25 protein-coding genes are annotated in these 23,696 nt (G+C 61.8%); 7 read left to right on the forward strand and 18 right to left on the reverse strand.

The window, feature by feature from the left end; genetic code table 11:
• Positions 1–11: 11 nt before the first annotated feature.
• The 10 genes from HJB91_RS25650 to HJB91_RS25695 form a co-directional block, all read right to left on the reverse strand.
• Positions 12–644, reverse strand: coding sequence for a LysE family translocator (locus HJB91_RS25650; protein WP_210629571.1), 633 nt, complete (start codon positions 642–644; stop codon positions 12–14).
• Between the two features lie 124 nt (positions 645–768).
• Positions 769–1,755, reverse strand: coding sequence for a type II secretion system F family protein (locus tag HJB91_RS25655; RefSeq protein ID WP_210629572.1), 987 nt, complete (start codon positions 1,753–1,755; stop codon positions 769–771).
• Between the two features lie 15 nt (positions 1,756–1,770).
• Positions 1,771–2,778: a type II secretion system F family protein gene (locus HJB91_RS25660; protein ID WP_210629573.1), complete on the reverse strand. Its 1,008-nt coding sequence runs from the start codon at positions 2,776–2,778 to the stop codon at positions 1,771–1,773.
• Between the two features lie 4 nt (positions 2,779–2,782).
• Positions 2,783–4,258 carry a CpaF family protein gene (locus HJB91_RS25665; protein ID WP_221147684.1) on the reverse strand — a complete coding sequence of 492 codons (1,476 nt, stop codon included), beginning with the start codon at positions 4,256–4,258 and terminating at the stop codon, positions 2,783–2,785.
• Between the two features lie 32 nt (positions 4,259–4,290).
• The gene (locus HJB91_RS25670; protein WP_210629575.1) at positions 4,291–5,568 is read right to left on the reverse strand and encodes a CpaE family protein; all 1,278 of its coding nucleotides are present in this window, start codon (positions 5,566–5,568) and stop codon (positions 4,291–4,293) included.
• Between the two features lie 14 nt (positions 5,569–5,582).
• Positions 5,583–6,341 carry a CpaD family pilus assembly lipoprotein gene (locus tag HJB91_RS25675; RefSeq protein WP_210629576.1) on the reverse strand — a complete coding sequence of 253 codons (759 nt, stop codon included), beginning with the start codon at positions 6,339–6,341 and terminating at the stop codon, positions 5,583–5,585.
• Positions 6,338–7,834, reverse strand: a complete 1,497-nt coding sequence (locus HJB91_RS25680; RefSeq protein ID WP_210629577.1) for a type II and III secretion system protein family protein — start codon at positions 7,832–7,834, stop codon at positions 6,338–6,340. The genes HJB91_RS25675 and HJB91_RS25680 overlap by 4 nt, the downstream gene beginning before the upstream one ends.
• A gap of 12 nt (positions 7,835–7,846) precedes the next feature.
• Positions 7,847–8,662, reverse strand: a complete 816-nt coding sequence (gene cpaB / locus HJB91_RS25685; RefSeq protein WP_210629578.1) for a Flp pilus assembly protein CpaB — start codon at positions 8,660–8,662, stop codon at positions 7,847–7,849.
• A gap of 110 nt (positions 8,663–8,772) precedes the next feature.
• Positions 8,773–9,285: a prepilin peptidase gene (locus HJB91_RS25690; protein WP_221147683.1), complete on the reverse strand. Its 513-nt coding sequence runs from the start codon at positions 9,283–9,285 to the stop codon at positions 8,773–8,775.
• A gap of 124 nt (positions 9,286–9,409) precedes the next feature.
• Positions 9,410–9,595 (reverse strand): Flp family type IVb pilin, encoded by a 186-nt coding sequence (locus HJB91_RS25695; protein WP_085857806.1) that lies wholly within the window; start codon positions 9,593–9,595, stop codon positions 9,410–9,412.
• Between the two features lie 379 nt (positions 9,596–9,974).
• On the opposite strand from HJB91_RS25695, the gene HJB91_RS25700 reads away from it, so the two are divergent.
• The 7 genes from HJB91_RS25700 to HJB91_RS25730 all read left to right on the forward strand — a co-directional run bounded on the left by HJB91_RS25700 (position 9,975) and on the right by HJB91_RS25730 (position 15,476).
• Complete coding sequence (locus tag HJB91_RS25700; RefSeq protein WP_210629580.1) at positions 9,975–10,385, forward strand: pilus assembly protein N-terminal domain-containing protein; 411 nt, start codon at positions 9,975–9,977, stop codon at positions 10,383–10,385.
• 113 nt (positions 10,386–10,498) lie between these two features.
• Entirely contained in the window at positions 10,499–11,134 is a 636-nt protein-coding gene (locus HJB91_RS25705) for a TadE/TadG family type IV pilus assembly protein (RefSeq protein WP_210629581.1), read from the forward strand.
• Positions 11,134–11,715 (forward strand): TadE/TadG family type IV pilus assembly protein, encoded by a 582-nt coding sequence (locus tag HJB91_RS25710; RefSeq protein WP_221147682.1) that lies wholly within the window; start codon positions 11,134–11,136, stop codon positions 11,713–11,715. Before HJB91_RS25705 ends, HJB91_RS25710 begins: the two co-directional genes overlap by 1 nt.
• A gap of 103 nt (positions 11,716–11,818) precedes the next feature.
• On the forward strand, positions 11,819–13,039 hold the full coding sequence (locus HJB91_RS25715) for a phosphopentomutase (protein ID WP_221156087.1): 1,221 nt from the start codon (positions 11,819–11,821) through the stop codon (positions 13,037–13,039).
• Entirely contained in the window at positions 13,036–14,004 is a 969-nt protein-coding gene (locus HJB91_RS25720; protein WP_221123537.1) for an adenosine deaminase, read from the forward strand. The genes HJB91_RS25715 and HJB91_RS25720 overlap by 4 nt, the downstream gene beginning before the upstream one ends.
• Before the next feature lie 145 nt (positions 14,005–14,149).
• Positions 14,150–14,779 (forward strand): uracil phosphoribosyltransferase, encoded by a 630-nt coding sequence (gene upp, locus HJB91_RS25725; RefSeq protein WP_020920114.1) that lies wholly within the window; start codon positions 14,150–14,152, stop codon positions 14,777–14,779.
• Between the two features lie 127 nt (positions 14,780–14,906).
• Positions 14,907–15,476, forward strand: coding sequence for a TIGR02281 family clan AA aspartic protease (locus HJB91_RS25730; protein WP_210629585.1), 570 nt, complete (start codon positions 14,907–14,909; stop codon positions 15,474–15,476).
• Positions 15,477–15,482: 6 nt separating this feature from the next.
• Here HJB91_RS25730 and deoA read toward each other — a convergent pair whose 3' ends face one another.
• The 8 genes from deoA to HJB91_RS25770 all read right to left on the reverse strand — a co-directional run bounded on the left by deoA (position 15,483) and on the right by HJB91_RS25770 (position 23,436).
• Positions 15,483–16,790, reverse strand: a complete 1,308-nt coding sequence (gene deoA, locus HJB91_RS25735) for a thymidine phosphorylase (RefSeq protein WP_210629586.1) — start codon at positions 16,788–16,790, stop codon at positions 15,483–15,485.
• 1 nt (position 16,791) lies between these two features.
• A complete protein-coding gene (gene deoC, locus HJB91_RS25740) occupies positions 16,792–17,568 on the reverse strand; it encodes a deoxyribose-phosphate aldolase (protein ID WP_210629587.1) in 777 nt (258 codons plus the stop codon).
• Positions 17,561–18,367: a purine-nucleoside phosphorylase gene (locus HJB91_RS25745; protein ID WP_210629588.1), complete on the reverse strand. Its 807-nt coding sequence runs from the start codon at positions 18,365–18,367 to the stop codon at positions 17,561–17,563. The genes deoC and HJB91_RS25745 overlap by 8 nt, the downstream gene beginning before the upstream one ends.
• The gene (locus tag HJB91_RS25750) at positions 18,364–18,753 is read right to left on the reverse strand and encodes a cytidine deaminase (RefSeq protein ID WP_064800281.1); all 390 of its coding nucleotides are present in this window, start codon (positions 18,751–18,753) and stop codon (positions 18,364–18,366) included. The genes HJB91_RS25745 and HJB91_RS25750 overlap by 4 nt, the downstream gene beginning before the upstream one ends.
• Before the next feature lie 2 nt (positions 18,754–18,755).
• A complete protein-coding gene (locus tag HJB91_RS25755; RefSeq protein WP_210629589.1) occupies positions 18,756–19,727 on the reverse strand; it encodes an ABC transporter permease in 972 nt (323 codons plus the stop codon).
• Between the two features lie 10 nt (positions 19,728–19,737).
• Entirely contained in the window at positions 19,738–20,841 is a 1,104-nt protein-coding gene (locus HJB91_RS25760) for an ABC transporter permease (protein ID WP_210629590.1), read from the reverse strand.
• 7 nt (positions 20,842–20,848) lie between these two features.
• Entirely contained in the window at positions 20,849–22,360 is a 1,512-nt protein-coding gene (locus HJB91_RS25765) for an ABC transporter ATP-binding protein (RefSeq protein ID WP_221156088.1), read from the reverse strand.
• A gap of 83 nt (positions 22,361–22,443) precedes the next feature.
• Positions 22,444–23,436: a BMP family protein gene (locus HJB91_RS25770; RefSeq protein ID WP_085776574.1), complete on the reverse strand. Its 993-nt coding sequence runs from the start codon at positions 23,434–23,436 to the stop codon at positions 22,444–22,446.
• Positions 23,437–23,696 lie beyond the last annotated feature (260 nt).

The following is a 23,696-nucleotide window of genomic DNA, read 5'->3' on the forward strand; positions in this document are numbered from 1 at the left end:
CTCCGCCTGATCTACCTGACGCTGAGGCCCGAAAGAATGAGCCGCAGACCAAGGCCGCCCATCACCGCACTGGCGGCGCGGTCGATCCAGCCCTTGGCATGGAGATAGAGCCGCCGCGGGTGGCGGGCCGAAAAGGCGAGCGCCACGATCGAATACCACCCCGCCTCCACCGCGAACACGCCGACCGGCAGCGCGACGAGGAGATCGAGCGGCACCGTCCTCGGCAGAAGCGCCGCAAAGAGGCTGGCGTAGACGATGATGGTCTTCGGGTTGCTGAGCTGCGTCAGCAATGCGGTCATGAAGCTGCGCATGGGCGCACGATGGCCATGGACGGCATCGGAAAGCTCGATCGGCTTTGCGGCGCCTCTCCAGATATTGACGGCGATGTAGAGGAGATAAGCCCCGCCCGCCACCTTGAGCAGCACATAAAGCCATTCGAATTGCGACAGCAACGCCGTCAGACCGGCGAGCGCCAGGCCGGCGAAAACGACGCCGCCGGCGCCCATGCCGAATGCCGCCGCAAGTCCATCCAGCCGCGAACGCGAGATGGCAATCCTGGAGACGACGACGAAGCTCGGGCCGGGGCTCATCGCGCCGACGGCCAAGGCTGCCATGATGCTGATGAAAATGCCTGCGGAAGACATCGGAACCTCTTTCGGAATCGGATAGCGCTGGGAAAGCGGCGGTCACTTCCGTGCTCCCGACCGCCTCATCCTGTTTATCAGCTATGCCAGCGTCGGTCACGCGGGTCGAAGTGGCCCCTGCGGTTCAGAATCTATCCGCCACCTGGATGCCGGCCGGGCCGAGAATGACGGCGATCAGCACCGGCAGGAAAAACAGGATCATCGGCACCGTCAGTTTCGGCGGCAGGGCGGCCGCCTTCTTTTCCGCTTCGTTCATCCGCTCGTCGCGTCCTTCCTGGGCCAGAACGCGCAGGGCCTGTGCAACCGGCGTGCCGTAGCGGTCCGCCTGGATCAGCGCCTGGGTCACCGAACGCACCAGCTCGAGCTGCGTACGTGCGGCGAGATTATCGAGCGCCACGCGGCGATCCGGCAGGAAGGAGAGTTCGGCGGTGGTCAACACCATCTCCTCGGCAAGCGGCGGCGACTGCTCGCCGAGCTCCTCCGACACGCGACGCATCGCCGCCTCCATCGAGACGCCGGATTCGACGCAGATCAGCATCAGATCCAGCGCATCCGGCCAGGCGCGCTTTATCGAGTGCTGACGCTTGCTCATGCGGTTGGAGATATAGATATTCGGCGCATAAAAGCCGAGATAGGCGATGCCGATGACGGCGAGCATACGCATGGGCATGCCGCGACCAGCAAGGCCGCCGAGACCGAAGACCCAGAAGGCGGCAAGTGCGAGGAAGAGAAATGGCAGCAGGAAGCGCGCGACCAGAAAGGTATTCAGCGCATTTTCCGAGCGAAAACCGGCGGCGCGCAGCTTGTTGACCGTGTTTTCGTCGACGAGCGCCTTGCGCAGGTTGAAACGTTCGACGATCTGGCGGACCGAGCGGTTGTTCTGGTTCCTGAGCGAAGCCTTGCCGGCGCCCGGTTCCATGTTCAAGCGGGCGCGTTCGCGGGCGCGGATCTGCTCGCGCTCGGTCGAGACAGCTTTCATGCGCTTGTTGAGATCGCCGCGCTCGAAGAAGGGGATGGCGATCGTGTAAAAAGTCGCGAAGACGGCGATCGCGACGAAAACAGCGATCAGCATGCTCGGATTGGTCAGCGTTGCGGCAAGATCCTGCGACATGGTGCTTCTCTCCCGCTAGATGTCGAAATTGACCATGTTGCGCATGACGAGGATGCCGATCGACATCCAGACCGCCGAGGCGCCCATGATGAAATGGCCGCGCGGATCGGTGAAAAGGACGATCATGTAGTTCGGCGACGTGAGGTAAACGAGGGTCGCGACGATAAAGGGCAGAGCACCGATGATGACGGCGGACGCCTTGGCTTCCATCGACAGCGCCGAGACCTTGGCCTTCATCTTCCTGCGCTCGCGCAGCACCTTTGACAGGTTGCCGATCGCTTCGGAGAGATTGCCGCCGGCCTGCGACTGGATGGCGATGACGATCGCGAAGAAGTTAACTTCCTGGAGCGGCATTTGGAGTGTCATGCGGGCGCAAGCGTCGGGAATGCTGAGGCCAACTTGCTGGGCTTCGATCACCCGGCGGAATTCGCTCTTCACCGGCTCGGTGCCTTCGGTGGCGATAAGGCGGATCGCATCGTTGAGCGGCAATCCCGATTTGATCGAACGGGTGATGACATCGAGCGCATTGGGGAACTCGTTGAGGAACTTGTTCTGGCGGCGCTTGATCAGGAAACCAATGACCCAACGCGGCAGACCGAGTCCGGCGACGAAAGCGATGCCGACCATGACCAGCCACGACGCGCCGATGATAAAGGCCATGAACAGCAGCACCGAAGCGAAAATGGCGCTGAAGAGATAGAACTGCGTCAGCGTGACCGTCAGCCCGGCCTGCACCAGCCGCGATTTCATCGATAGGGTCTTCTTGGTCTTTTCGTTCTGGCGCTTTTCCAGATCCTTCAGGTTGTCCTGCACCGATTTGCGCCGCTTCGACATCTCCTGCACCCGGTCGCGGGCAGCCTTGACCTTGGCACGGTCGACCTCGGCCGATTTGACACGGTTGATGCGGCTTGCCGATTTCTTGTCGGCCTCGATCCGGGAAAACAGCAGGGCATAGGCGACCGCCGCGGCGGAGACAGCGGCGAGGACGACGATTGCCAGGACTACCGGATCGAATCCGAACATCACCCTATTCCTTCGATTTCGCTTCCATTGCGTCGAGGGCGGCGGCCAGGCGCTTTTCCTCGTTGAAGTAACGAGCCCGATCCCAGAAATGCGGTTTGCCGACGCCGGTCGACATGTGCCGGCCGACCAGTCGGCCGCCAGCATCCTCGCCTTCGATCTCGTAGCGCATCAGATCCTGGGTGATGATGACGTCGCCTTCCATGCCGATCACTTCGGTGATCTGGGTGATGCGGCGCGAACCGTCGCGCAGGCGCGCTGCCTGGATGATGATATCGACGGAGGTGGAGATAATCTCGCGGACCGTCTTTGCCGGCAGCGAGAAGCCGCCCATGGCGATCATCGATTCGATACGGCTCAGGCATTCGCGCGGCGTGTTGGCATGGATCGTGCCCATCGAGCCGTCGTGACCGGTGTTCATGGCCTGCAGCAAGTCGAAGACTTCAGGTCCGCGCACTTCGCCGACGATGATGCGTTCTGGACGCATGCGCAGGCAGTTCTTGACGAGGTCGCGCATGGTGATCTCGCCCTCGCCTTCGATATTCGGCGGGCGCGTTTCGAGACGCACGACATGCGGCTGCTGCAGCTGCAGTTCGGCCGTGTCCTCGCAGGTGATGACGCGCTCGTCCCGGTCGATGTAGTTGGTGAGGCAGTTCAGCAGGGTCGTTTTGCCCGAGCCCGTGCCGCCCGAGATGATGACGTTGCAGCGCACGCGGCCGATAATCTGCAGCACGGTCGCGCCTTCCGGCGTGATCGCGCCGAAACGGACGAGCTGGTCGAGCGTCAGCTTGTCCTTCTTGAACTTGCGGATGGTCAGCGCCGGCCCGTCAATCGACAGCGGCGGCGCGATGACGTTGACGCGCGAGCCATCGGGCAGGCGCGCGTCGCAGATCGGGCTCGATTCATCGACGCGGCGGCCGACCTGGCTGACAATGCGCTGGCAGATGGAGAGAAGCTGCGCATTGTCACGGAAGCGGATTTCCGATTCGATCGTCTTGCCGCCGACTTCGATGAAGGTCTGGCCGGCGCCGTTGACCATGATGTCGGCGATGTCGTCGCGCGCGAGCAACGGCTCCAGCGGACCGTAGCCCAGAACGTCATTGCAGATATCCTCGAGCAGTTCTTCCTGCTCGGAGATCGACATCGCGAAGTTCTTGATGGTGATGATGTCGTTGACGATGTCGCGGATTTCCTCGCGCGCGCTTTCGCCATCGAGCTTGGAAAGCTGCGAGAGATCGATCGTGTCGATCAGCGCGGAAAAGACCTGCTGCTTGGTATCATAATATTCGTCGGTGCGAACCGGTCGCTTGCGCTGCGGCGCCTGCATCGGCGGCGGCATCACCTGCTGGCGCGCGGGTTCGCGCTGGGGTTCGACGAGGACGGCAGGAGAAGAGGCCACGGGGGCGGCGGCCGGGGCCGGCGGCGGAGGAGCAATCGCGCCTCCGGCCTTTCCGAAACCATCGTTTCCGCGTTTTCCAAACATGCCGCTTAATCCGATCTCTTCATTCTGGTCACCTACTTCCGCTTCAGGAGGCCGAGCAGGCCGCCCTTCTTCGCCTTCTTGATGGCGACCCGGCCGGTGACGATGTGCGATATCTGCGAAAAGGTTTCGGCCGTCGGCGACTTCGGATCGACTTCCGAGATCATCCGGCCGCTGTTGGCGGCGTTGCCGAAGAGGTTGATGTCAAAGGGAATGATCGCGATCGGATCGACCTCCAGCGGCTCACAGAAATCCGACGGCGATATCTCCGGGCGTTTCGGCATGCCGACCTGATTGAGGATCAGATGCGGCGGCTTGTCATTCGGCCGCATCTTGCGCAGCGCGTCCAGCATGTTTTTGGTGTTGCGCAGGTTGGCAAGGTCGGGAACCGCCGTGATGACCACCTCGTCGACGCTCGCCAGAACCGAGCGCGTCCATTCCGACCAGGCATGCGGGACGTCTAGCACGGTGACGGGCGCACTGCGCTGCAGGACATCGAGCACCGGCTGGAAGGCCTGGCCATCGAAATCATAGGCGCGGTCGAGCAGCGAGGGTGCGGCAAGGAGGGAAAGGTGCTCGGAGCATTTCGTCAGCAAGCGGTCGAGAAAGACCTCGTCGAGCCGATCGGGCGCAAAGACCGCTTCGGCGATGCCTTGCGCCGGATCCTGATCGAAGTCGATATTGGCTGTGCCATAGGGCAGGTCGAGATCGGCGAGGATCGTCTCGGTGGAGAAAAGATTGGAAATGCCGAAAGCGCAATTATGCGCGATGGTCGAGGCGCCGGTGCCGCCTTTCGAGCCGATGAAGGCGATGCTGCGCCCGAGCGGCTCGGCTTCCGGATCAACGAAGATCGAGGCCATCGCCGTCAGAATGTCGGGCATGGCGACCGGCTGAACCATATATTCGGAAATGCCGTTGCGGATGAGTTCGCGATAAAGCCCGATATCATTGTAGTAGCCGACGATCACGACCTTGGTGCTGGGGTCGCAGACGGCGGCGAGCGGCGCAAGTTCGTCGAGCAGGCTTCCGGAATTGGCTTTGGTCTCGAGGATGATCAGGTTCGGCGTCGGCGCTGCGGCGAACATATTGGCGGCAGCGGCTATGCCGCCGCTGGTGATGCGCATGCTCACCTTCGCCATGCGCCGGTCGTTGGCGCAGCGTTCCATCACATGCTGCAGGGGCTCGCTCTCGCAGAAGGCGTGAACGGAGATGCGCGGCAATGGCCGCATATTTTCCAGATCCGCCATCCGCACCGCCTCTTCGGCGTGACGAAGTTCGCTGGGGTTCCTGATTTCGTATTCGATCGCGCTCATCATCCCGTTCCGCCTCAGAAGCTGCTGTCGCTGCCGGCAACATCCTCGATCGTCGTTGTCGTCGTCCGGTATTCCTGTATTGCGTTGTTGCGCCGCTGTGCATCGATCGGGGTCATGCCGCGGGGCGCCACCAGGTCCTCCGGATTAGCGATCTGGGCAGCGAGGTTGTTCTGCGAGGCGCAGCCAAAATTATAATAGTTCTGGTTGGCGAGATCGTTCGAGATATCCTTCGGCCACTGGCCGCATTGCGTGGTGATCGCGGTCGTGCCGGTAAAGCTCAGCCGGATCGGCGCGGCATCGCCGGCGCCGGCAGCGGCATAGGAGGTATTGATGATTTTCGAACTTGCGATCCCTCTTGTCGTCAGCTCGGCACGAACTTGGTTGCGCAGCTGATGTGCGGCTGCGGAATTGGGCGAACCTTCCGGCGACAGGACATAAACCGGCCCCGAGGCGCGTGAAATGTAGTTGGCGGCAAAGCCGCGGATGAGATCACGCTGGGCGATGGTCAGGCGGCGGTCGGTCGAGGCGACGGGTATATCCACCGTCTGCTCCGCCTCCGTGACGATGATCGGATGGCGGGCGCGGTAGTCGTCAGGAATCCCGCCTGTCGTCAGCTGGTCATGCGGACCGGCGCATCCGGACAGGATCGCCAGCGACATGACCGCCGCGGTAAAAAGCGCCCTGGAGCAACCGAGGCGGTGTGTCGTCGCATTCATCTGGGCCATCGCCTGATCTCTGTTCTGTGCCATTGCTGCCGATCGTGCCCCGCTCATTTGTAGATGAACCCGATCGAGCCGTGGAACTGCGCGTCGGCCACGGGCGCCTCGCGGCCGCCATAGACCTTGTTCACACGGTTGAGGAAGAAGGTTGCACCGTCATTCTCAGGGCTGAAATTATCATCCGGCCGGTTGAGTTGGTTCCGCGCCACCGGGCGCACCAGATAGGGTGTCGCGATGATGACAAGTTCGGTTTCCTGACGTTCGAAACCCTTCTGGCGGAAGAGCGTGCCGAGCAGCGGGATCTTGGAGACGCCGGGTGTGCCGCCCATCGTCTGGGAAACATTGTCGCGGATGAGGCCCGCCAGAGCGATCGAGCCGCCAGAAGGCAGTTCCACCGAGGTCTCCGCCGAACGCCGCTGATAGGTGGCGTTGCCGCTGCCGGCCACCGGCTCGGAGACGTTCGTCTTGATCTCCAGGCTGATGCGTCCAGACGACAGCACGACCGGTTTGAAGGCAAGATTGATGCCGTAGTTGAAGGGAACGACCGTGACGTTGCCGTCATTGTCGGTCGTCGAATAAAGCTGCTGGCCGCCGGAATTGAAGGTTGCCGCCTGGCCGGATATCGCCGTCAACGTCGGCTCCGCAAGCGTCCTGACGACCTTGGCCTGCTCCAGCGCATTGAGATAAGTCGAAATATCGTATTTGCCGATCGAGCTCTTGAAGAGCGCCGCCAGGCCGCCGCCGACGGTGGCTGTGGCGCTGTCGGCGCTCGGAGTGCCAAGCTGAGCGACCGTCATGCCGGAGGAACTGGAGACGAGGTTGTCGAAGCCGAGCTGCTTCAGCACCTCGCGGCGAACCTCGGCGATCGTCACCTTGAGGGTGACCTGGTCCTCGCCCTGGATCTGCAGGAGGTTGACGACCTGCGACGTCTGGCGGCCTTCGGCAAAGAGCGCCACCGAGCTGTCGCCGCCGGTGCCGGAGGCCGTCTCGGTTCTCGTCGTCGCTTCGCCGCCCTTCAGGAAGACCTGCGCCAGATCGGCCGCCTGCGTCGCATCCTGCGGGGTGCGCACGGTGCCGGTCAGCACGATATTGTCGGAGACGATTTCGACTTTGATGTTGGAGTCGGGAATGAAACGGCGGAGATTGGTTTCAAGGCCGGAGACGTCGCGCTCGATCTCGATGTCGAGATTGACGACCTCCTGCCCGCCGGCGCCGAAGACAAAGATATTCGTCTGGCCGACCTTCTTGCCGAACAGGTAGATGCGCCGGGAAGTGCGGGTAACGGCATCGGCCATTGTCGGATCGGAGACCAGGATATCATGGGCATCCTCCGGCAGGTCGACGACGACGGCCTTGTTCAGCCCGAGCTTCAGCCGGCGATGGGCGTCGGGGCCGGTCTGCGAGATGCGGACAAGGCTTTCAGCGGCACGCGCCTCACGGACAGCGAAAAGCGGCCCGAAAGAGGCCGGCGCCATGCCGGTCGCGCCGACTGCCAGCGAAAGGCAGCCTGTCAGGAGAAGTTTGGCGCGCCGCGTTGAATTACCCATTTGCACGTCCTTTTACTCCGCCTTCGGCGCTGCGCCGGCATCCGTCACGATGGAGCCCGACTTGATGACCTGAATGATCGCGCTGCCGTTGTCGCCGCTCAGCAGATAGTCCGCCGCACTGGTATCCTGCTCCTGCGCATCGGCGACCGAGCGCAGAGCGAGCGAAAGCCGGTCAGCCATCTGTTGGGCAACGGCGAGAACTTTCGTCTGGTCCGGGGTCAACTCGAGCGTTGCGGTCGTGCCGACCACCGTCTTCGAACCATCGTCCTTTTCCTGGATCTGCTGGTCGATGGCGAGAACGCGCACATTGCTCAGCACGGTTTCGGTGATCAGCTTGTTGGCCTCGGTACCCTTGCGGACCATGATGACATCGACGCGATCGTTCGGCAGGATGAAACCGCCAGCGCCCGTTGCCACAGAGATCTCGGTCGCGACGGCGCGTTTGCCGGCCGGCAACAGCGAGGACAGGATGCGGCTGCTGGAATCGGCGACCTTTTCAGGCCGGATCGGCTCGCCTTCGAAGATCGGCAGACGCACGACGGCGCCCTGCAGGTCCTTGATCGCGTCCGGCTTGTCAGCCTCGGTGATGAAGCCCTGGACCACGCCGCCCTGCGGCCAGGGCATCCAGTGCACCGATTTCTCATCGAGCCTTGCCCCGACCGGCAGATTGCCGCTCGAAACGAGGATGTTGACGGTGGGTTCTTTCTTGATAACCGACTGCACCTGGGTGACGACGCCACCGCTGCCGGCCATGCGCATTGCCAGGAGCCCGGCTAGGCCGGCTGCCACCACGGCGACAGCGAGAATTATAAGGCGGGCCGGTTTCATCGATCATTCCTCAGGGCACGATATGTTCGCCCTGCAGAATGCTCAGGAATTGGTGTAATTATGGTTAATGGAATGCTTACATTTTAAGTTAACGGGCATTTAAAATGCGGTTATTTCAGGCTTTCCAGCGCGGCGATGAAGAGCGGCGAGGACGGGAAGGCCATGAAGCCGCCGATCGCGATGGCGATGCCGTAGGGAATCTTCTTGGCGAGCAGCAGTGAGTTCGGCACCGGCAGGCCGATGGCGAGGATGGTGTTCGACTGTGCCCTCAGCAGCAGGATGAGCAGGGTGATCAGGCCGCCGATAATGGCAACATCGGTCATCAGGAAAAGCAGGGATTCGTTCAGGCCGAACCAGAGTGCGGTGGCGGTCAACAGCTTTGCGTCTCCGCCGCCCATCACATTAAAGGCAAAAAGAGCAAAGCATGCGGTAAAGACGATCGCGCCGGCGGCAAGATGCATGCCGATCGCCTGCAGGCCGAAACCAAAAAACGGCGCCAGTGCGAGGAAGGAGACAACAAGGATCAGGGAAATGCGGTTCGGGATCGTCATGGTGAACAGATCCGAGAAGGCCGCCACGGCGAGGCAGAGTGGCAGTATTACAAAGACTGCAGCTGCGATCATGCGTATACCCGATCATAATAAGATGCGAAAAGGCTCACGGCCATTCAGCGCGTGAGCCCGCTCGATAGACCAGCCAGGTCAGATCCGGCCAGAATCAGGGAGGTGCCGCCTCGCGGCGCCTCGCTTAGTTGACCGCCGTGGTGGCGTCATCCATCTTGGTGCTCAGACCGTTGAACGTGTTGCCGATCTTCTCGCCGAGGGTCGTGGCGCCGGCGATGAGCGCTACGGAAATGAGAGCTGCGATCAGGCCGTATTCGATTGCGGTCGCGCCGGATTCGTCCTTCAGAAAACGGCTAAAAAGCTTGGTCATGGGTACTCCTAACTCCAGTTGATGTTCAGCACGTCCGCCAACTGTTGCCGTTGATCGGATGAACAGCAATCTAATGAATGGGCGTTTCCATCGGCTTAAGAAAAAGAGTTAACAGCATGTGAAAGCCGTCGGAGGCTCCTGTATGGTAAGCCTTACGCTATTCATTTCGCTCAAGATTTAATGGTTTTCAGAGGTTAACGAGGGGATTCATCCGGTAATAGCACAGGCGCCGTATCGAGCCGCAATGACACCGACTGGATCCAGTGCCAAATCAGATCAACTTGCTTCACCGCGAAACAAGATGGTGGGTTTAAGGCTTCATTCACCATTTTTTTCCATTCTATGCGCCTATTGCGCTGTGATCGTGAAAGAGGACCCAATGTCATCGAGCGGCAAAACCATTTTCTTTGCCGGTATGATCGCCGTTTCCGGTGTTTCGGGAGTTTCCTCGGCCGCAGACGATGACATGCTGCGCGTCTATATGGATCACGCGCGCGTCTTGAAGCTCGACCGCCCCGTCAGCAAGGTCATCGTCGGCAATGCCCAGGTCGCCGACGCGACCGTCGCCGATGCCAAGACGATCGTGCTGACAGGCCGCAGCTTCGGCACCACCAATCTGGTCCTTCTGGACGCCGACGGCAACGCGATCCTCGACGAGCGCATCCTTGTGTCGATAGACGAGGGCAACACGGTGCGCGTCTACCGGCAGACCGAGCGCTCCGTGCTGTCCTGCACGCCCAATTGCGAGCAGCATGCGCAGCAAGCGGCCGCCGGCGCCACGTCACCCTGATCGGCCCGGCCCGGATCTTCTGCCATTCGTTAAAATCGTCGTATCGGCCTGAAACGGAAAATCAACGAACGGACCCTAGTGTGGCAGGCAGAGATGTCGCGCGGGTCCAGGCAATGACGGTAGTTGATCAGAAGACGGATAGGGAGCGCGCCTTCGCGCCGGACCGTTTCTCCCGGTTTCGCGCTGTTGTCCGCTCGCGCGACGGCGCAGCGGCGATCGAATTTGCCTTGCTTGCCATCCCGTACTTCCTGGTGATCTTCGCGATCCTAGAAACCTTCATCGCGTTCGCTGCCGAAGAACTCGTCTCCAACGCCGTCGATACGATGAGCCGGCGGATGCGGACCGGGCAGATCACCTACAATCTCGGCCGTACGACCGACATGAGCCGGACGCAATTCCGCCAGGCGTTCTGCAATGAGATTTCGATCCTGATCAGCTGCTCGACCAGCGAAGCCGCCACGCCGAGCAAGCTTTACCTGGATGTGCAGACATTCGGCACCTTCTCGGCCATCCCGACGACGATCCCCAAGGTTTCCAGTGACCGATATGCCGATATCAACACTGCCGCCTTCAAATATACGCCTGGCGGTGCCGGCACCATCAACATGCTGCGCGCCTATTATCGATGGGAAATCATCACGGATCTGGTCCGGCCCTATATCACGACGATCCGTCCGTCCGACGGTTCGATGCCGACGCAATATCTGATCATCGCAACCTCCGCCTTCCAGAACGAGCAGTATCCATAATGGCGATGCGCAACCCGTTCACCAGACTGGTACAGCAGGCGCGTCGGCTGGCGCGAGAGCGCAAGGGCGCCGGAGCGATCGAATTCGCGATCCTCTTTCCCGTGCTCATCATGCTCTATATCGGCGCTTTCGAGATCACCATCGGCCTCAGCGTCAGCAAACGCGCGACACGCGCCGCTGGTTCGATCGCCGACCTCGTCACCCAGCAGCAATCCGTCACGAAGAGCGCGCTCGCGCAGATGCCGTCGGTCGCAACGGCGATGTTCGTGCCCTACAATTCAACATCGCTGACGCTGAAAATCACCGGAATTTCAATCGACGCCGGCGCCAATGCGAAAGTGCTCTGGTCCTGGGCGCAGGGCGGAACGGCGCCTTACGCCAAGAATGCGCCGGTGAGCGACGTGCCGGCCGATATGAAGATGGCAAACAGCTTCCTCGTTCGGACCGAACTCAGCATCCCCTATACGATGTTCCTGTTCGCGCCGAACTTCATGCCGGATGGGATGCGCACGATTACCATCAGCCGCAGTTACTTCTACCGCCAGCGGCAAGGCGACTCGATCCCCTGCGGAGACTGCTGACCCCCTTCCCACCTCGAATTTGCCAAGGCAGGCGCGGCACTATATGCGTGGGCTTCAGCCTCCGACGGTCCGGAGGCCGGCGATCGGTCCTTTCGGGGGTAAAATGGCGCGCGCCTTTCTTTTCGTTCTCGATTCCTTCGGCGTCGGCGGGGCGCCGGATGCGGCAGCCTATGGCGACGAGGGCGCCGACACGCTCGGCCATATCGCCGAATTCTGCGCGGCCGGTGCCGGAGACCGCGCTGGGCTGCGCAGCGGACCGCTTTCCCTGCCCAACATGTCGGAACTCGGGCTTCTGCACATCGCCCGGGCCGCCTCCGGCCGATTTCCGGCCGGCATGCCCCTGCCGGAAAAGCTCTACGGCATTTATGGCGCCGCCAGCGAAATCTCCCGCGGCAAGGATACGCCATCGGGGCATTGGGAGATCGCAGGGACACCCGTCAATTTCGATTGGGGATATTTTCCGACGGAAGGCGATGCCTTTCCCCCGGAGCTGATCGAGGCACTATGCCGGGAGGGCGACGTTCCCGGCATTCTCGGCAATTGCCACGCCTCGGGAACCGAAATCATCGCCAGGCTCGGCGAGGAACATATCCGCGCCGGCAAGCCGATCTGCTACACGTCCTCGGATTCGGTCTTCCAGGTCGCGGCGCACGAAATGCATTTCGGCCTGGACCGGCTGCTTGCCTTCTGCCGCACGGCCCGCACCCTTCTCGATTCCTACAATATTGGCCGCGTCATTGCCCGGCCCTTCATCGGCCAGTCGTCCTCCACCTTCCAGCGCACCGGAAACCGGCGCGATTTTTCCGTGCCGCCGCCGGAGCCGACACTGCTCGACCGGCTCGTCGAGCACCGCCGGCATGTGCATGCCGTCGGAAAGATCGGTGACATCTTCGCCCACCAGGGCATTTCCAGGCTCATCAAGGCCAGCGGCAACGAGGCGCTGATGGATGCGTCGCTATCGGCAATCGACGAGGCCGAGGACGGCGATCTCGTCTTCACCAATTTCGTCGATTTCGACATGATCTACGGCCATCGTCGTGACGTGCCCGGTTATGCGGCAGCGCTCGAAGCCTTTGATGCGCGTCTGCCTGAGGTCCACAAGAAGTTGAAACCCGGCGACCTCGTCGTGCTGACCGCCGACCATGGCTGCGACCCTACCTGGCGCGGCACGGATCATACGCGCGAACGCGTGCCGGTCATCGCCTACGGCCCCGGCATCCGGTCGCGTTCCATCGGCGTTCGCCGCACCTATGCCGATATCGGCGAAAGCATTGCGCACCATCTCGGCATCCCGGGCGGCGCGCATGGAAGGAGCTTTTTGTGACATCGCATTTGAAGAAGGTCGAGCTGCACTGCCATCTGGAGGGCGCGGCACCGCCTGCATTGACCGAGGCGCAGGCGCGGAAATACGGTGTCGACATCAGCGGCGAGCTGCGCGATGGCGCCTATGTCTGGCACGATTTCGCAAGTTTTCTGGAATGTTACGACAAGGTTTCCGAGGTCTACAGGACGGAGGAGGATTATGCGCTTCTGACCGAAACCTATCTAGACGAACTTGCCGGCATCCATACGATCTACAGCGAACTCATCGTCTCGCCCGACCACGGCAAGCGTATCGGGCTCGGCGCCGATGCCTATATAGCAGGCGTCTGTGAAGGCATCCGGCGGGCCAAGGCCAAAACCGGCATCGAGGCCCGGCTGATCGTCACCGGGGAACGGCATTTCGGTCCGGAGAGCGTGATGGGAGCGGCCGAATATGCGGCAAAGGCCGGCAACCCTCTGATAACCGGCTTCAATCTAGCCGGTGAGGAGCGCATGGGCCGTGTGGCCGATTATATCAGAGCCTTCGACATCGCCCGCGATGCCGGTCTGGGCTTGACCATCCATGCCGGCGAGGTCTGCGGCGCCTTCAGCGTTGCCGACGCGCTCGATGCCGTGCGGCCTGCACGCATCGGCCACGGCGTGCGTGCCATCGAGGATGTCGATCTGGTGAAGCGACTTGCCGATCTCGGCACCGTGCTTGAAGTCTGCCCAGGCTCCAATATCGCGCTCAGGGTGTTTCCCGATTTCACCTCGCATCCGCTGCGGCGACTGAAGGAAGCGGGCGTGCGGGTGACGATCAGTTCCGACGATCCGCCGTTTTTCCATACGTCGCTGAAGCGGGAGTATGAACTTGCGGCCGATGTCTTCGGCTTCAGCGACACAGAGATCGACGCCATGACCCGCACGGCGATCGAGGCAGCTTTCGTCGATGAAGAGACGCGCAAGGCTCTGCTTGCCCGGCTTTGAAGATGAGTGTCTTCTTATCCCGGAACCGCTGCACACTTCCGGGCGACAAGCATTGGGGAAGATCGCGGCAAATTCGGCTCCGCTCTTGCGGTCGGGCCGATTTCCGTGAAAGAAACATTCGATAGAAAGAATGAAAGGCTTCCCCATGGACGGCGTCACGGTCATCGATCACCCGCTTGTGCAGCACAAGCTCACCATCATGCGACGCAAGGAGACATCGACGGGAAGTTTCCGGCGCCTGCTGCGCGAAATCTCCACGCTGCTTTGTTACGAGGTCACCCGCGATCTCGAATTGACGATGGCGACGATCGAGACGCCGCTGCAGACGATGGACTCGCCGATCCTCGAGGGCAAGAAGCTGGTCTTCGCCTCGATCCTGCGCGCCGGCAACGGGCTGCTCGAAGGCATGCTCGATCTCGTGCCTTCCGCCCGGGTCTCGCATATCGGCGTCTATCGCGATCACGAAACGCTGCAGCCGGTCGAGTATTACTTCAAGGCGCCGGAGGACGTGGCCGAGCGCCTGATCATCGTCGTCGACCCGATGCTGGCGACCGGCAATTCCTCGATTGCGGCGATCGACAAGCTCAAGGAACGCGGCGCCCACAATATCCGCTTCCTCTGCCTGCTCGCCGCCCCGGAAGGCATCCGCAACTTCCGCGCGGCGCATCCGGATGTTCCGGTCTTCACCGCGGCGATCGACAGCCATCTGAACGAGAAGGGCTACATTATGCCGGGCCTCGGCGATGCCGGCGACCGCATGTACGGCACGAAATAATTTCAGCCTTCCTTTACCAAATCGCAAGACTTTATGGCCCGGAAGGTTCGCTCCGGGCCTTTTTGTTATCGATATTAGCAAGTTCTCAGGATTTGAGGCTTAGCAAGCTGGAAGCATGAGGCCCCGCATGACGCGGGGTTTATACAGGAAGGATTTCTGTTTCATGCTCGTGCGTACCGTCATTTTCGCCAGCGTCGCCGCAGTGCTGGCCACACAGGTACCTTCGCTCGTTGGACGTATCAGCCAACAACCTGCCGACGGTCTCTCCGCCAATTACGTCTCGGCCGACGCCCACCAGTCCGCTGCACCGGCGCCCGCTTCCGGCAATGGTACGATCCGCCTGCAGGCGGATGCGCAGGGGCACTATACCGGCAGCTTCAAGATCAACGGCAAACCGGTGCCAGGGCTGATCGATACCGGCGCCACCTATGTCGCGCTCAATGAGACACTCGCCCGCCGGCTCGGCTACACCGCAAATCAGCTTGACTTCCGCTATGGTGTGAACACGGCGAACGGCCAGACGAAGGCCGCGCATGTGATCCTTGACCGCGTCGAAATCGGCGGCATCCGCGTCCGCAATGTCGAAGCCTTCGTGCTCAGGGACGATGCCTTGACGACCACGCTCGTCGGCATGAGCTTCCTGCAGAAACTCGCCTCCTATTCGGTCGCCGACGGCTCGCTCAGCCTCAAACAGTAAACCGCATCAGACCCGACCTGCAATGACGGGGGCCAATTCCGGCCTGTCGTCAGCAATGCGATAATGCACGGCAAGGGCGGCAACTGCTTTTTCCGCCGCGGCTTCGCAGGCAGCGTGAACGACAGCGATCGGATCGCCCGCATCGACCCACGTGCCGAGCGGCAGGAGGCCGGAGAAACCGACGCGGTGGTCGATGCGATCTGACGGATGGCGGCGGCCGCCGCCGAGATCGATGACGCTGATGCCGATACCGCGCGCGTCGCAGGCGGCCATCCAGCCGGATCGGGCAGCGGGGACTTCTCTTTCGACCGGCGCCCCGGCCAGGTATCTCTCGGGATTTTCGACGAGATCGGCCGGTCCGCCGAGCATGGAAACCATGCGCCCGAAGCTTTCGGCCGCCCGTCCCGACGACAGCGCTCGACGCGCCATCGCGTCGGCTTCCTCGCAGGAAGAGGCAATGCCTGATTTAACCAGCATCTCGGCGGCGAAGGCAAAAACCACGGTCTCGAGTCGCGTGCCGGTCTTCCTGCCCGCCAGGAAGTCCAAGCAGTTGCGCATCTCGACGGCATTGCCGGCGCAATCGGCAAGCGGCTCATTCATGTCGGTGATCAAGGCGGAGGTCTTCACGCCCGCGCCGTTCGCCACCTCGACCAGGGAACGCGCCAGCATCTCCGCCTGACCGCGGTCAGCCATGAAGGCGCCGTTGCCGAGCTTGACGTCGAGCACCAGCGTCTCAAGTCCGGCTGCGAGCTTCTTCGACAGGATGGAGGCAGTGATGAGCGGAATGGAATCGACGGTGGCGGTGACATCGCGCACGGCATAAAGCCTGCCGTCGGCGGGCGCCAAGCTTCCGGTCTGGCCGATGATGGCGAATCCCGCCCCTTTCACGACCCTGTGAAACAGGTCCGAATCAGGGGTGATTACATAGCCGGGAATGGATTCGAGCTTGTCGAGCGTGCCGCCGGTATGGCCGAGGCCGCGCCCCGAGATCATCGGGACGGCGAGGCCGCAGGCGGCGGCGATCGGCGCCAGCATCAGCGAGACGTTATCGCCGACGCCGCCGGTTGAATGTTTGTCGGCGATGGGACGGCCGATATCCGCCCATTGCAGCCTGTCGCCGGAATTGGCCATCGCCAGCGTGAGGGCGACGATTTCCTTGCGTGACATGCCCTTGAACCAGACGGCCATGGCGAAGGCGCCGATCTGTCCTTCGGACAGCTGCCCGTCGGAGAGTGCCGCGATGAAGGAGCTGATATCGGCGGGGTCGAGTTCCTCGCCATCGCGTTTACGCCGGATGATCTCCTGCGGAATCATCTCAATAGCTCGACGCCGCAGCCGCTGCCGGCTGCGCTCCGCTCAGAACCGCCAGTATGTCGTCGAGCAGGCCGGAAGCGCCGAAGCGGAAGGTCGAGGGCATGGCCCAGTCCGGCGCCATGATGGTTTCGGCAAGGCTGAGATAGAGCGCCGCATCGGCCACCGAGCCGATGCCGCCAGCCGGCTTGAAGCCGACCTTGCGCCCGCTCTCACGAATGGCCCGGATCATAATGTCGGCGGCTTCGAGCGTCGCGTTGACGGCGACCTTGCCGGTCGAGGTCTTGATGAAATCGGCGCCGGCTTCAATCGCGAGCTCCGAGGCACGGCGGATCAGGGCCGCATCCTTCAACTCGCCGGTCTCGATGATCACTTTCAGCAGGACGGGGCCGGCGCATTCGGCGCGCACCGCCTTGACCATGTCGGTCACCGCCTTCTCGTTGCCTGATATGAACTTGCGGTAGGGAATGACCAGATCGATCTCGTCAGCGCCATCGGCGATCGCCTCCCGGGTTTCGGCGGCGACATCGGCCACCTCCATATCGCCCGCGGGGAAATTGACGACGGTTGCGATCCGCACAGCATGGCCGGCGCCGAGGATATTGCGGGCATGGGCGACGAAACGCGGCCAGATGCAGATCGCGGCGCTGTTGCCGTAGGGCGTCTGCGCGCGGGCGCAGAGCGTGTCGATCTGCGCCTCGGTGCAATCGTCCTTCAAATTGGTGAGGTCGAGAAGGGAAAGGGCGACCGCCGCGGTCTCCCGGATAGAATGGCTAGTCATTTTCGCTTCCTCCCGCAATCATCTCTTTCAATATGGCGGCGAGACGGGCGCCGCCGACGGGCGCCATGTCCTTGGTTTCTTCATGGCTGAGCTCATTGCCGGTCATGCCTGCTCCATAGTTGGTGATAACGGAAGCGGCCGCAACCCTCAGACCCAGCATTCTTGCGATGATCACCTCGGGCACTGTCGACATGCCGACGGCATCGGCGCCCAGGATGCGCGCCATGCGGATTTCGGCCGGCGTTTCGAAGCTCGGCCCGGAAAACCACATATAGACGCCCTGCGCCAGCTCAATCTTGAGCTTTGCCGCTGCCTTCCGAATCGCCGCGGCGAGGCCGGCATCATAGGCATTGGTCATGCCGACGAAGCGATGGTCGCTCTCCTCGCCGATCAGCGGGTTCATGCCGGAGTAGTTGATGTGATCGGTGATTTGCATCACCGAACCGGGCGGCATGTCGTCGCGCAGCGATCCGGCCGAATTGGTCAGGATCAGCGCCTCGACGCCGAGCGCCTTCAGCACCTCGATCGGCAGGCGCATGGCGTTGGCATCGCCCTTCTCATAATAATGCACGCGGCCGGAAAGCATGATGACTGGCTTTCCACCGAGGCGGCCTGCGACGACTTCGCCAGCGTGGCCGGAGACGGCGCTGACGGGAAAGCCCGGCAGGTCGCGATAGGGAATACGGACGGCGCCGTCCAGCTGGCCAACGAGGGAGCCGAGGCCAGAGCCGAGCACGATGCCATGGCGCGGCTTGATCGCGCCGAGCAGGGCGACAAGCAGTTCGACCGTCGCCTTCATCCGAGTTCGGTCTCGAAGCTGAAAGGAAGGAGCTCTTCCATCGTCATGGTCTTCTTCACGCCCGCCTCATCGCAGAGATAGATCTTCGTGTCCTTGGCGGCGAATTCGGAAATTTTCTGGCGGCAGCCGCCGCAGGGCGGGCAGAGCGGCAGCTTCTCGGCGATGACGGCCATTTCGACGATCTTCCTGGCGCCGCCCATGATCATGGCGCTGATCGCCGTCGGCTCGGCGCACCATCCTTGCGGAAAGGAGAGGTTTTCGATGTTGGCGCCGGTATAGACCTTGCCGTCCTCGGCGCGGATCGCCGCGCCGACCGGGAATTTCGAATAGGGCGCATGGGCAAAGGCCATGGCGCCGCGGGCGGCTTCGAACAGGTCGTGGGACATGATCAACGCTCCTTCGTATAGGGCACGCCGCCGGCCTTGGGCGGTATTGCGACGCCGATGAAGCCGGCAAGCAGGATGCAGGTCAGGATATAGGGCAGTGCCTGGAAGACCTGGACCGGCACTTCACCGACCAACGGCACCTGCTTGCCCTGCATGAAGTTCGCCAAAGCATCCAGGAAGCCGAAGAGCAGGCAGGCGAACATCACCGGTACCGGCTTCCACTTGGCGAAAACTAGCGCCGCCAGCGCGATGTAGCCCTTGCCGGCCGACATGTCCTTGATGAAGGCGGCGGACTGGGCGATCGCGAGGTACGTGCCGGAAAAGCCGCAGAGGATGCCGGCGCACATGACGGCGCGATAGCGCAGCCAAGAAACCGAAATGCCTGCCGTATCGACCGCGCCGGGATTTTCGCCGACGGCGCGCAGCCTGAGGCCGAAGCGCGTGCGGTAAAGCACCCACCAGGAGAAGGGCACGGCGAGGAAGGCGAGATAGGTGAGGATATTGTTGCCCGATATCACGCTTGCATAGAGCGGACCGATGATCGGTATGTCGTGGACGGCATCGGCGCCCGGCAGGATGATCGGCGCGAAGCGGGCCTCCGGCGCCAGCTGCGGCGTCCGGCCGCCCTGGCCGAACCAGGCCTGGCCGAGCACGATGGTGATGCCGGCGATGAAGAAGTTGATCGCCACACCTGAGACGATCTGGTTGCCGCGATTGGTGATCGAGGCAAAGCCATGCACCAGGCTGAGCGCCACCGAACAAACGACGCCGGCGCCAAGGCCCAGCCAGGCCGAACCGGTGAGATAGGCCACGCAGGCGGCGGCGAAGGCCGAGCCCAGCATCTTGCCTTCCAGGCCGATATCGAAGATGCCGGCGCGCTCGGAAAACAGTCCTGCGAGCGCGGTAAAGATCAGCGGAATAGAGAGCCTGACCGTCGAGCTCAGGACGTTGATGAAGATGTCGTAATAATCCATCGTCCGCTCCTCAGGCTCGCTTCAATTGCTGGTAGATGTGCACCATTGCCGGCCGGAACATGTATTCCAGCGCACCGGCAAAGAGGATCACCAGTCCCTGGATGACCAGGATCATTTCGCGGGTGATATTCGGCATCTCGAAAGAGATCCAGTCGCCGCCCTGGTAAAGGGTGCCGAAAAGGATTGCGGAAAAGATGATGCCGAGCGGATGGTTGCGGCCCATCAGCGACACTGCAATGCCGACGAAGCCGGCGCCACCAACGAACTCGACCTGCAGACGGGCGGAAGAGCCCATGACGGGATTGAGCGCCATCATGCCGGCGAGCGCGCCCGAAATCAGCATCGCGATGATAACGATGCGTGCATAGGGTATGCCGGCATAGGCAGCCGCGGTCGAGCTCACGCCGAGTGTACGCATCTCAAAGCCCAGCTTGGTGCGCCAGATGAGGATCCAGACAAACCAAGCGGCAAGAAGGGCGATGATGAAGGAGACGTTGAAGGGCGCTGCACCCAATTTGGCTCCGAAGATGCTCATGAGCCAGCCAAGCTTCGGAAGCTGCCCACCTTCGAGGAAGGTGCGAGTTTCCGGCGCCATCTTGCCCGGCACGATCAGCACGTGCACCAGCAGATAGACCATCAGGGCGGCTGCGATGTAGTTGAACATGATCGTCGTGATAACGATATGGCTGCCGCGTTTGGCCTGCAGGAAAGCGGGAATGAAGGCCCAAGCCGCACCGAAGATCCCGGCGCCGACAATGGCAATCGGCATCGTCACATACCAGGGCACGTAATGGTCGAGCGCAAGCGCTACCAGCGCACAGCCGAGCCCGCCAATATAGGCCTGGCCTTCAGAGCCGATGTTAAAGAGACCGGCATGGATGGCGACGGCCACGGAAAGGCCGGTGAAGATGAAACTCGTTGCATAGTAGAGCGTGAAGCCTATGCCTTCGCCGCTGCCGAAGGCGCCCTCGATCAGCAGCGAGAGGGCGGCAAGCGGGCTTTCGCCGATCAGCCAGACGACGAAACCCGAGATCAGGAAGGCGACGACGAGGTTTAAAAGCGGGATGAGACCGTAATTAATCCAGTTTGGTAGCGGAACGGAAGCAGTGCTCATAAAGGCCTCACGCGGCAATGCCGGCCATCATCAGGCCGAGGGTCTGTTCACCGGCATCGGGCGTCTTCTCGCCGACGACCTGGCCGGCGAACATGACAAGGATACGGTCTGAAAGGGCGCGGATCTCATCGAGTTCGACGGAGACGAGCAGGATCGCCTTGCCCGCATCGCGCATTTCGATGATCCGGCGGTGAATGAATTCGATGGCGCCGATATCGACGCCGCGGGTCGGCTGGCCGATGATCAGCATCTTCGGATCGCGTTCGATTTCGCGGGCGACGACGATCTTCTGCTGATTGCCGCCGGAGAAATTCGCCGTCTTCAGCCGCGGGTTCGGCGGGCGGATATCGTATTTTTCGATCTTCTCCATCGCATCCTTGCGGATCGCTTCGAGATCGAGCAGCGGCCCTTTGCTGTAGTCCGGACGGCGGTGATAGCCGAGGACGGAGTTTTCATATTCCTCGAACTTCAGCACCAGTCCCATATGGTGCCGGTCCTCGGGAATGTGGGCGAGGCCGAGATCGCGCAGGCAGGCGGGGTCGGCCTTGTCGATCGTCTGGCCATCGAGAAGGATTTCGCCGGAGACAGGCTTGCGGATTCCGGCAATCGCCTCCAGCAATTCCGACTGGCCGTTGCCGGCAACACCGGCAATGCCGACGATCTCGCCGGCGCGCACGTCGAAGGAGACGTTGTCGACCATGGTGACGCCGCGATTGTCCTTGACCGTCAGGTTGCGGACGGAGAGCACGGCGGCGCCCGGATTGGCTTCGCCCTTCTGCACGCGCAGCAGCACGCGACGGCCGACCATCAGCTCGGCAAGCTCCTCCACCGTCGTTTCCGCCGTCTTGCGGGTGGCGACCATCTCGCCGCGGCGCATGACGGAGACCGTATCGGTGATCGCCATGATCTCGCGAAGTTTGTGGGTGATGAGGATGATCGTCTTGCCCTGGTCGCGCAGCACCTTGAGGATGCGGAAGAGGTGGTCCGCTTCAGCTGGCGTCAGCACACCTGTGGGTTCGTCGAGGATCAGGATCTCGGCGCCGCGATACATGGCTTTCAGGATTTCGACGCGCTGCTGCAAGCCGACCGGCAGCTCTTCGATCAGTGCGTCCGGATTGACCTCAAGGCCGTATTCGGTTTCCAGCCGCTTGAGCTCGGCGCGGGCCGATGCGACGCCCCTGGCCAGCAGCGAGCCGCCTTCGGCGCCGAGCATGATGTTCTCGAGCACGGTGAAATTGTCGACCAGCATGAAATGCTGGTGCACCATGCCGATGCCGGCGGCGATGGCCGCCTGGCTGTCACGGATGGTGACCGGATTGCCGTTGACGCGGATCTCGCCGCTGTCGGCATGATAGAAACCGTAGATGATCGACATCAGCGTCGATTTGCCGGCGCCGTTTTCACCGATGATGCCGTGGATCGTCCCCTTGGCAACGGTGAGGTTAATGTCCTTGTTGGCATGGACGGCACCGAATTTCTTATCGATGCCGACAAGCTCGATAGCGGGCTTATCTGTCACTGCAGGCTCCAAATAAGAAAAGGGCGTATGGCGAAAATCCCCTCCGCCATACGCCCGATCTCGATATTACATCAGGGCGCTGATCACTTCGGGCAAGCGTTGTCCGAGGTGTAATCGTGAACCTTGACGGTTCCGGCGATGATATCGGCCTTGGCCTTGTCGACGGCAGCCTGCATTTCCGGCGTGATCAGCGACTTGTTGTTGTCGTCGATCGCGGCGCCGACACCGTCTTCCTTGACGCCGAGAGCCTGAACGCCAGCGGTGAACTTGTCGTTCTTGGTATCGGTGTAGGCGTTGTAGACGGCGAGGTCGACGCGCTTGACCATCGAGGTCAGGACCGAGCCCGGATGCAGATGGTTCTGGTTGGAATCGACGCCGATCGACAGCTTCTTGTTGTCGGCGGCGGTCTGGAGAACGCCGAGACCGGTGGCGCCGGCAGCCGCGTAAATAACGTCGGCGCCCTGATCGATCTGGTTCTTGGTGAGCTCGCCGCCGCGAACCGGGTCGTTCCAGGCAGCACCCGTGGTGCCGGTCATGTTCTGGAACACCTCGATATCGGCCTTGGCGGCGCGGGCGCCCTGCTCATAGCCACATTCGAACTTGCGGATCAGCGGAATGTCCATGCCGCCGACAAAACCGACCTTGCCGGTCTTCGATGCCATGCCGGCGAGAATGCCGACGAGGTAGGAGCCTTCTTCTTCCTTGTAGACGACGGAGCGGACGTTCGGCTTATCGACGACGGAGTCGACGATGATGAATTTGGTATCCGGGAATTCGGCTGCGACCTTCTCGATTGCCGAAGTCCAGGCGAAGGAAACGGCCACCACCGGATTGAAACCGCGGCTTGCGAAGTTGCGGATGGCCTGTTCGCCCTGCGTGTCGCCCGTCGGCTCGAAGTCGCGATAGGCGATGCCGGTCTCGGCCTTGAACTTCTCGGCGCCGTTATAGGCCGCTTCGTTGAAAGACTTATCGAACTTCCCGCCGGTGCCGTAAACCAGCGCCGGCTTGACATCGGCGGCCAGCGCCGTCGTCGACATGGCAGCCACGGCAAGGAGAGTGAGAAGGGATTTTTTCATTGTGCAGCCCTGTTGTTGCTATTCGTTTGGGGTCCTCCCGCAAGCCCTTTTCGGACATGTCTGCGGAACCACCGACCTCCCCCCGGAGGCCTGGCTGCGCGCATCCTTGCATGGCTCACGGAAAAATTCACCAGAAATTTTTCAGGCGGTAAAGATTTGCAGCGATTGCTGAAAATCAGTTCTTCCCGGCTGATTTTTGGACATTTCCCCATCGATGCTGCAGTTTTTCTAGCCAATCCGCCGGCAGATGCCGAAGCCGC

The sequence above is a fragment of the Rhizobium sp. NLR10b genome, assembly GCF_019685435.1.
GTDB lineage: Bacteria > Pseudomonadota > Alphaproteobacteria > Rhizobiales > Rhizobiaceae > Rhizobium.

Coding starts and splice junctions, on each gene's coding strand:
- HJB91_RS25655 (WP_210629572.1), bottom strand. CDS start 1,755: ATGTCGCAGGATCTTGCCGCAACGCTGACCAATCCGAGCATGCTGATC.
- HJB91_RS25680 (WP_210629577.1), bottom strand. CDS start 7,834: ATGGGTAATTCAACGCGGCGCGCCAAACTTCTCCTGACAGGCTGCCTT.
- HJB91_RS25760 (WP_210629590.1), bottom strand. CDS start 20,841: ATGAGCACTGCTTCCGTTCCGCTACCAAACTGGATTAATTACGGTCTC.
- HJB91_RS25745 (WP_210629588.1), bottom strand. CDS start 18,367: ATGAAGGCGACGGTCGAACTGCTTGTCGCCCTGCTCGGCGCGATCAAG.
- HJB91_RS25705 (WP_210629581.1), top strand. CDS start 10,499: ATGACGGTAGTTGATCAGAAGACGGATAGGGAGCGCGCCTTCGCGCCG.
- HJB91_RS25670 (WP_210629575.1), bottom strand. CDS start 5,568: ATGAGCGCGATCGAATACGAAATCAGGAACCCCAGCGAACTTCGTCAC.
- HJB91_RS25700 (WP_210629580.1), top strand. CDS start 9,975: ATGTCATCGAGCGGCAAAACCATTTTCTTTGCCGGTATGATCGCCGTT.
- HJB91_RS25750 (WP_064800281.1), bottom strand. CDS start 18,753: ATGTCCCACGACCTGTTCGAAGCCGCCCGCGGCGCCATGGCCTTTGCC.
- HJB91_RS25770 (WP_085776574.1), bottom strand. CDS start 23,436: ATGAAAAAATCCCTTCTCACTCTCCTTGCCGTGGCTGCCATGTCGACG.
- HJB91_RS25730 (WP_210629585.1), top strand. CDS start 14,907: ATGACGCGGGGTTTATACAGGAAGGATTTCTGTTTCATGCTCGTGCGT.
- cpaB (WP_210629578.1), bottom strand. CDS start 8,662: ATGAAACCGGCCCGCCTTATAATTCTCGCTGTCGCCGTGGTGGCAGCC.
- deoA (WP_210629586.1), bottom strand. CDS start 16,790: ATGATTCCGCAGGAGATCATCCGGCGTAAACGCGATGGCGAGGAACTC.
- HJB91_RS25710 (WP_221147682.1), top strand. CDS start 11,134: ATGGCGATGCGCAACCCGTTCACCAGACTGGTACAGCAGGCGCGTCGG.
- HJB91_RS25665 (WP_221147684.1), bottom strand. CDS start 4,258: ATGTTTGGAAAACGCGGAAACGATGGTTTCGGAAAGGCCGGAGGCGCG.
- HJB91_RS25695 (WP_085857806.1), bottom strand. CDS start 9,595: ATGACCAAGCTTTTTAGCCGTTTTCTGAAGGACGAATCCGGCGCGACC.
- HJB91_RS25675 (WP_210629576.1), bottom strand. CDS start 6,341: ATGAGCGGGGCACGATCGGCAGCAATGGCACAGAACAGAGATCAGGCG.
- HJB91_RS25660 (WP_210629573.1), bottom strand. CDS start 2,778: ATGTTCGGATTCGATCCGGTAGTCCTGGCAATCGTCGTCCTCGCCGCT.
- deoC (WP_210629587.1), bottom strand. CDS start 17,568: ATGACTAGCCATTCTATCCGGGAGACCGCGGCGGTCGCCCTTTCCCTT.
- upp (WP_020920114.1), top strand. CDS start 14,150: ATGGACGGCGTCACGGTCATCGATCACCCGCTTGTGCAGCACAAGCTC.
- HJB91_RS25715 (WP_221156087.1), top strand. CDS start 11,819: ATGGCGCGCGCCTTTCTTTTCGTTCTCGATTCCTTCGGCGTCGGCGGG.
- HJB91_RS25755 (WP_210629589.1), bottom strand. CDS start 19,727: ATGGATTATTACGACATCTTCATCAACGTCCTGAGCTCGACGGTCAGG.
- HJB91_RS25650 (WP_210629571.1), bottom strand. CDS start 644: ATGTCTTCCGCAGGCATTTTCATCAGCATCATGGCAGCCTTGGCCGTC.
- HJB91_RS25690 (WP_221147683.1), bottom strand. CDS start 9,285: ATGATCGCAGCTGCAGTCTTTGTAATACTGCCACTCTGCCTCGCCGTG.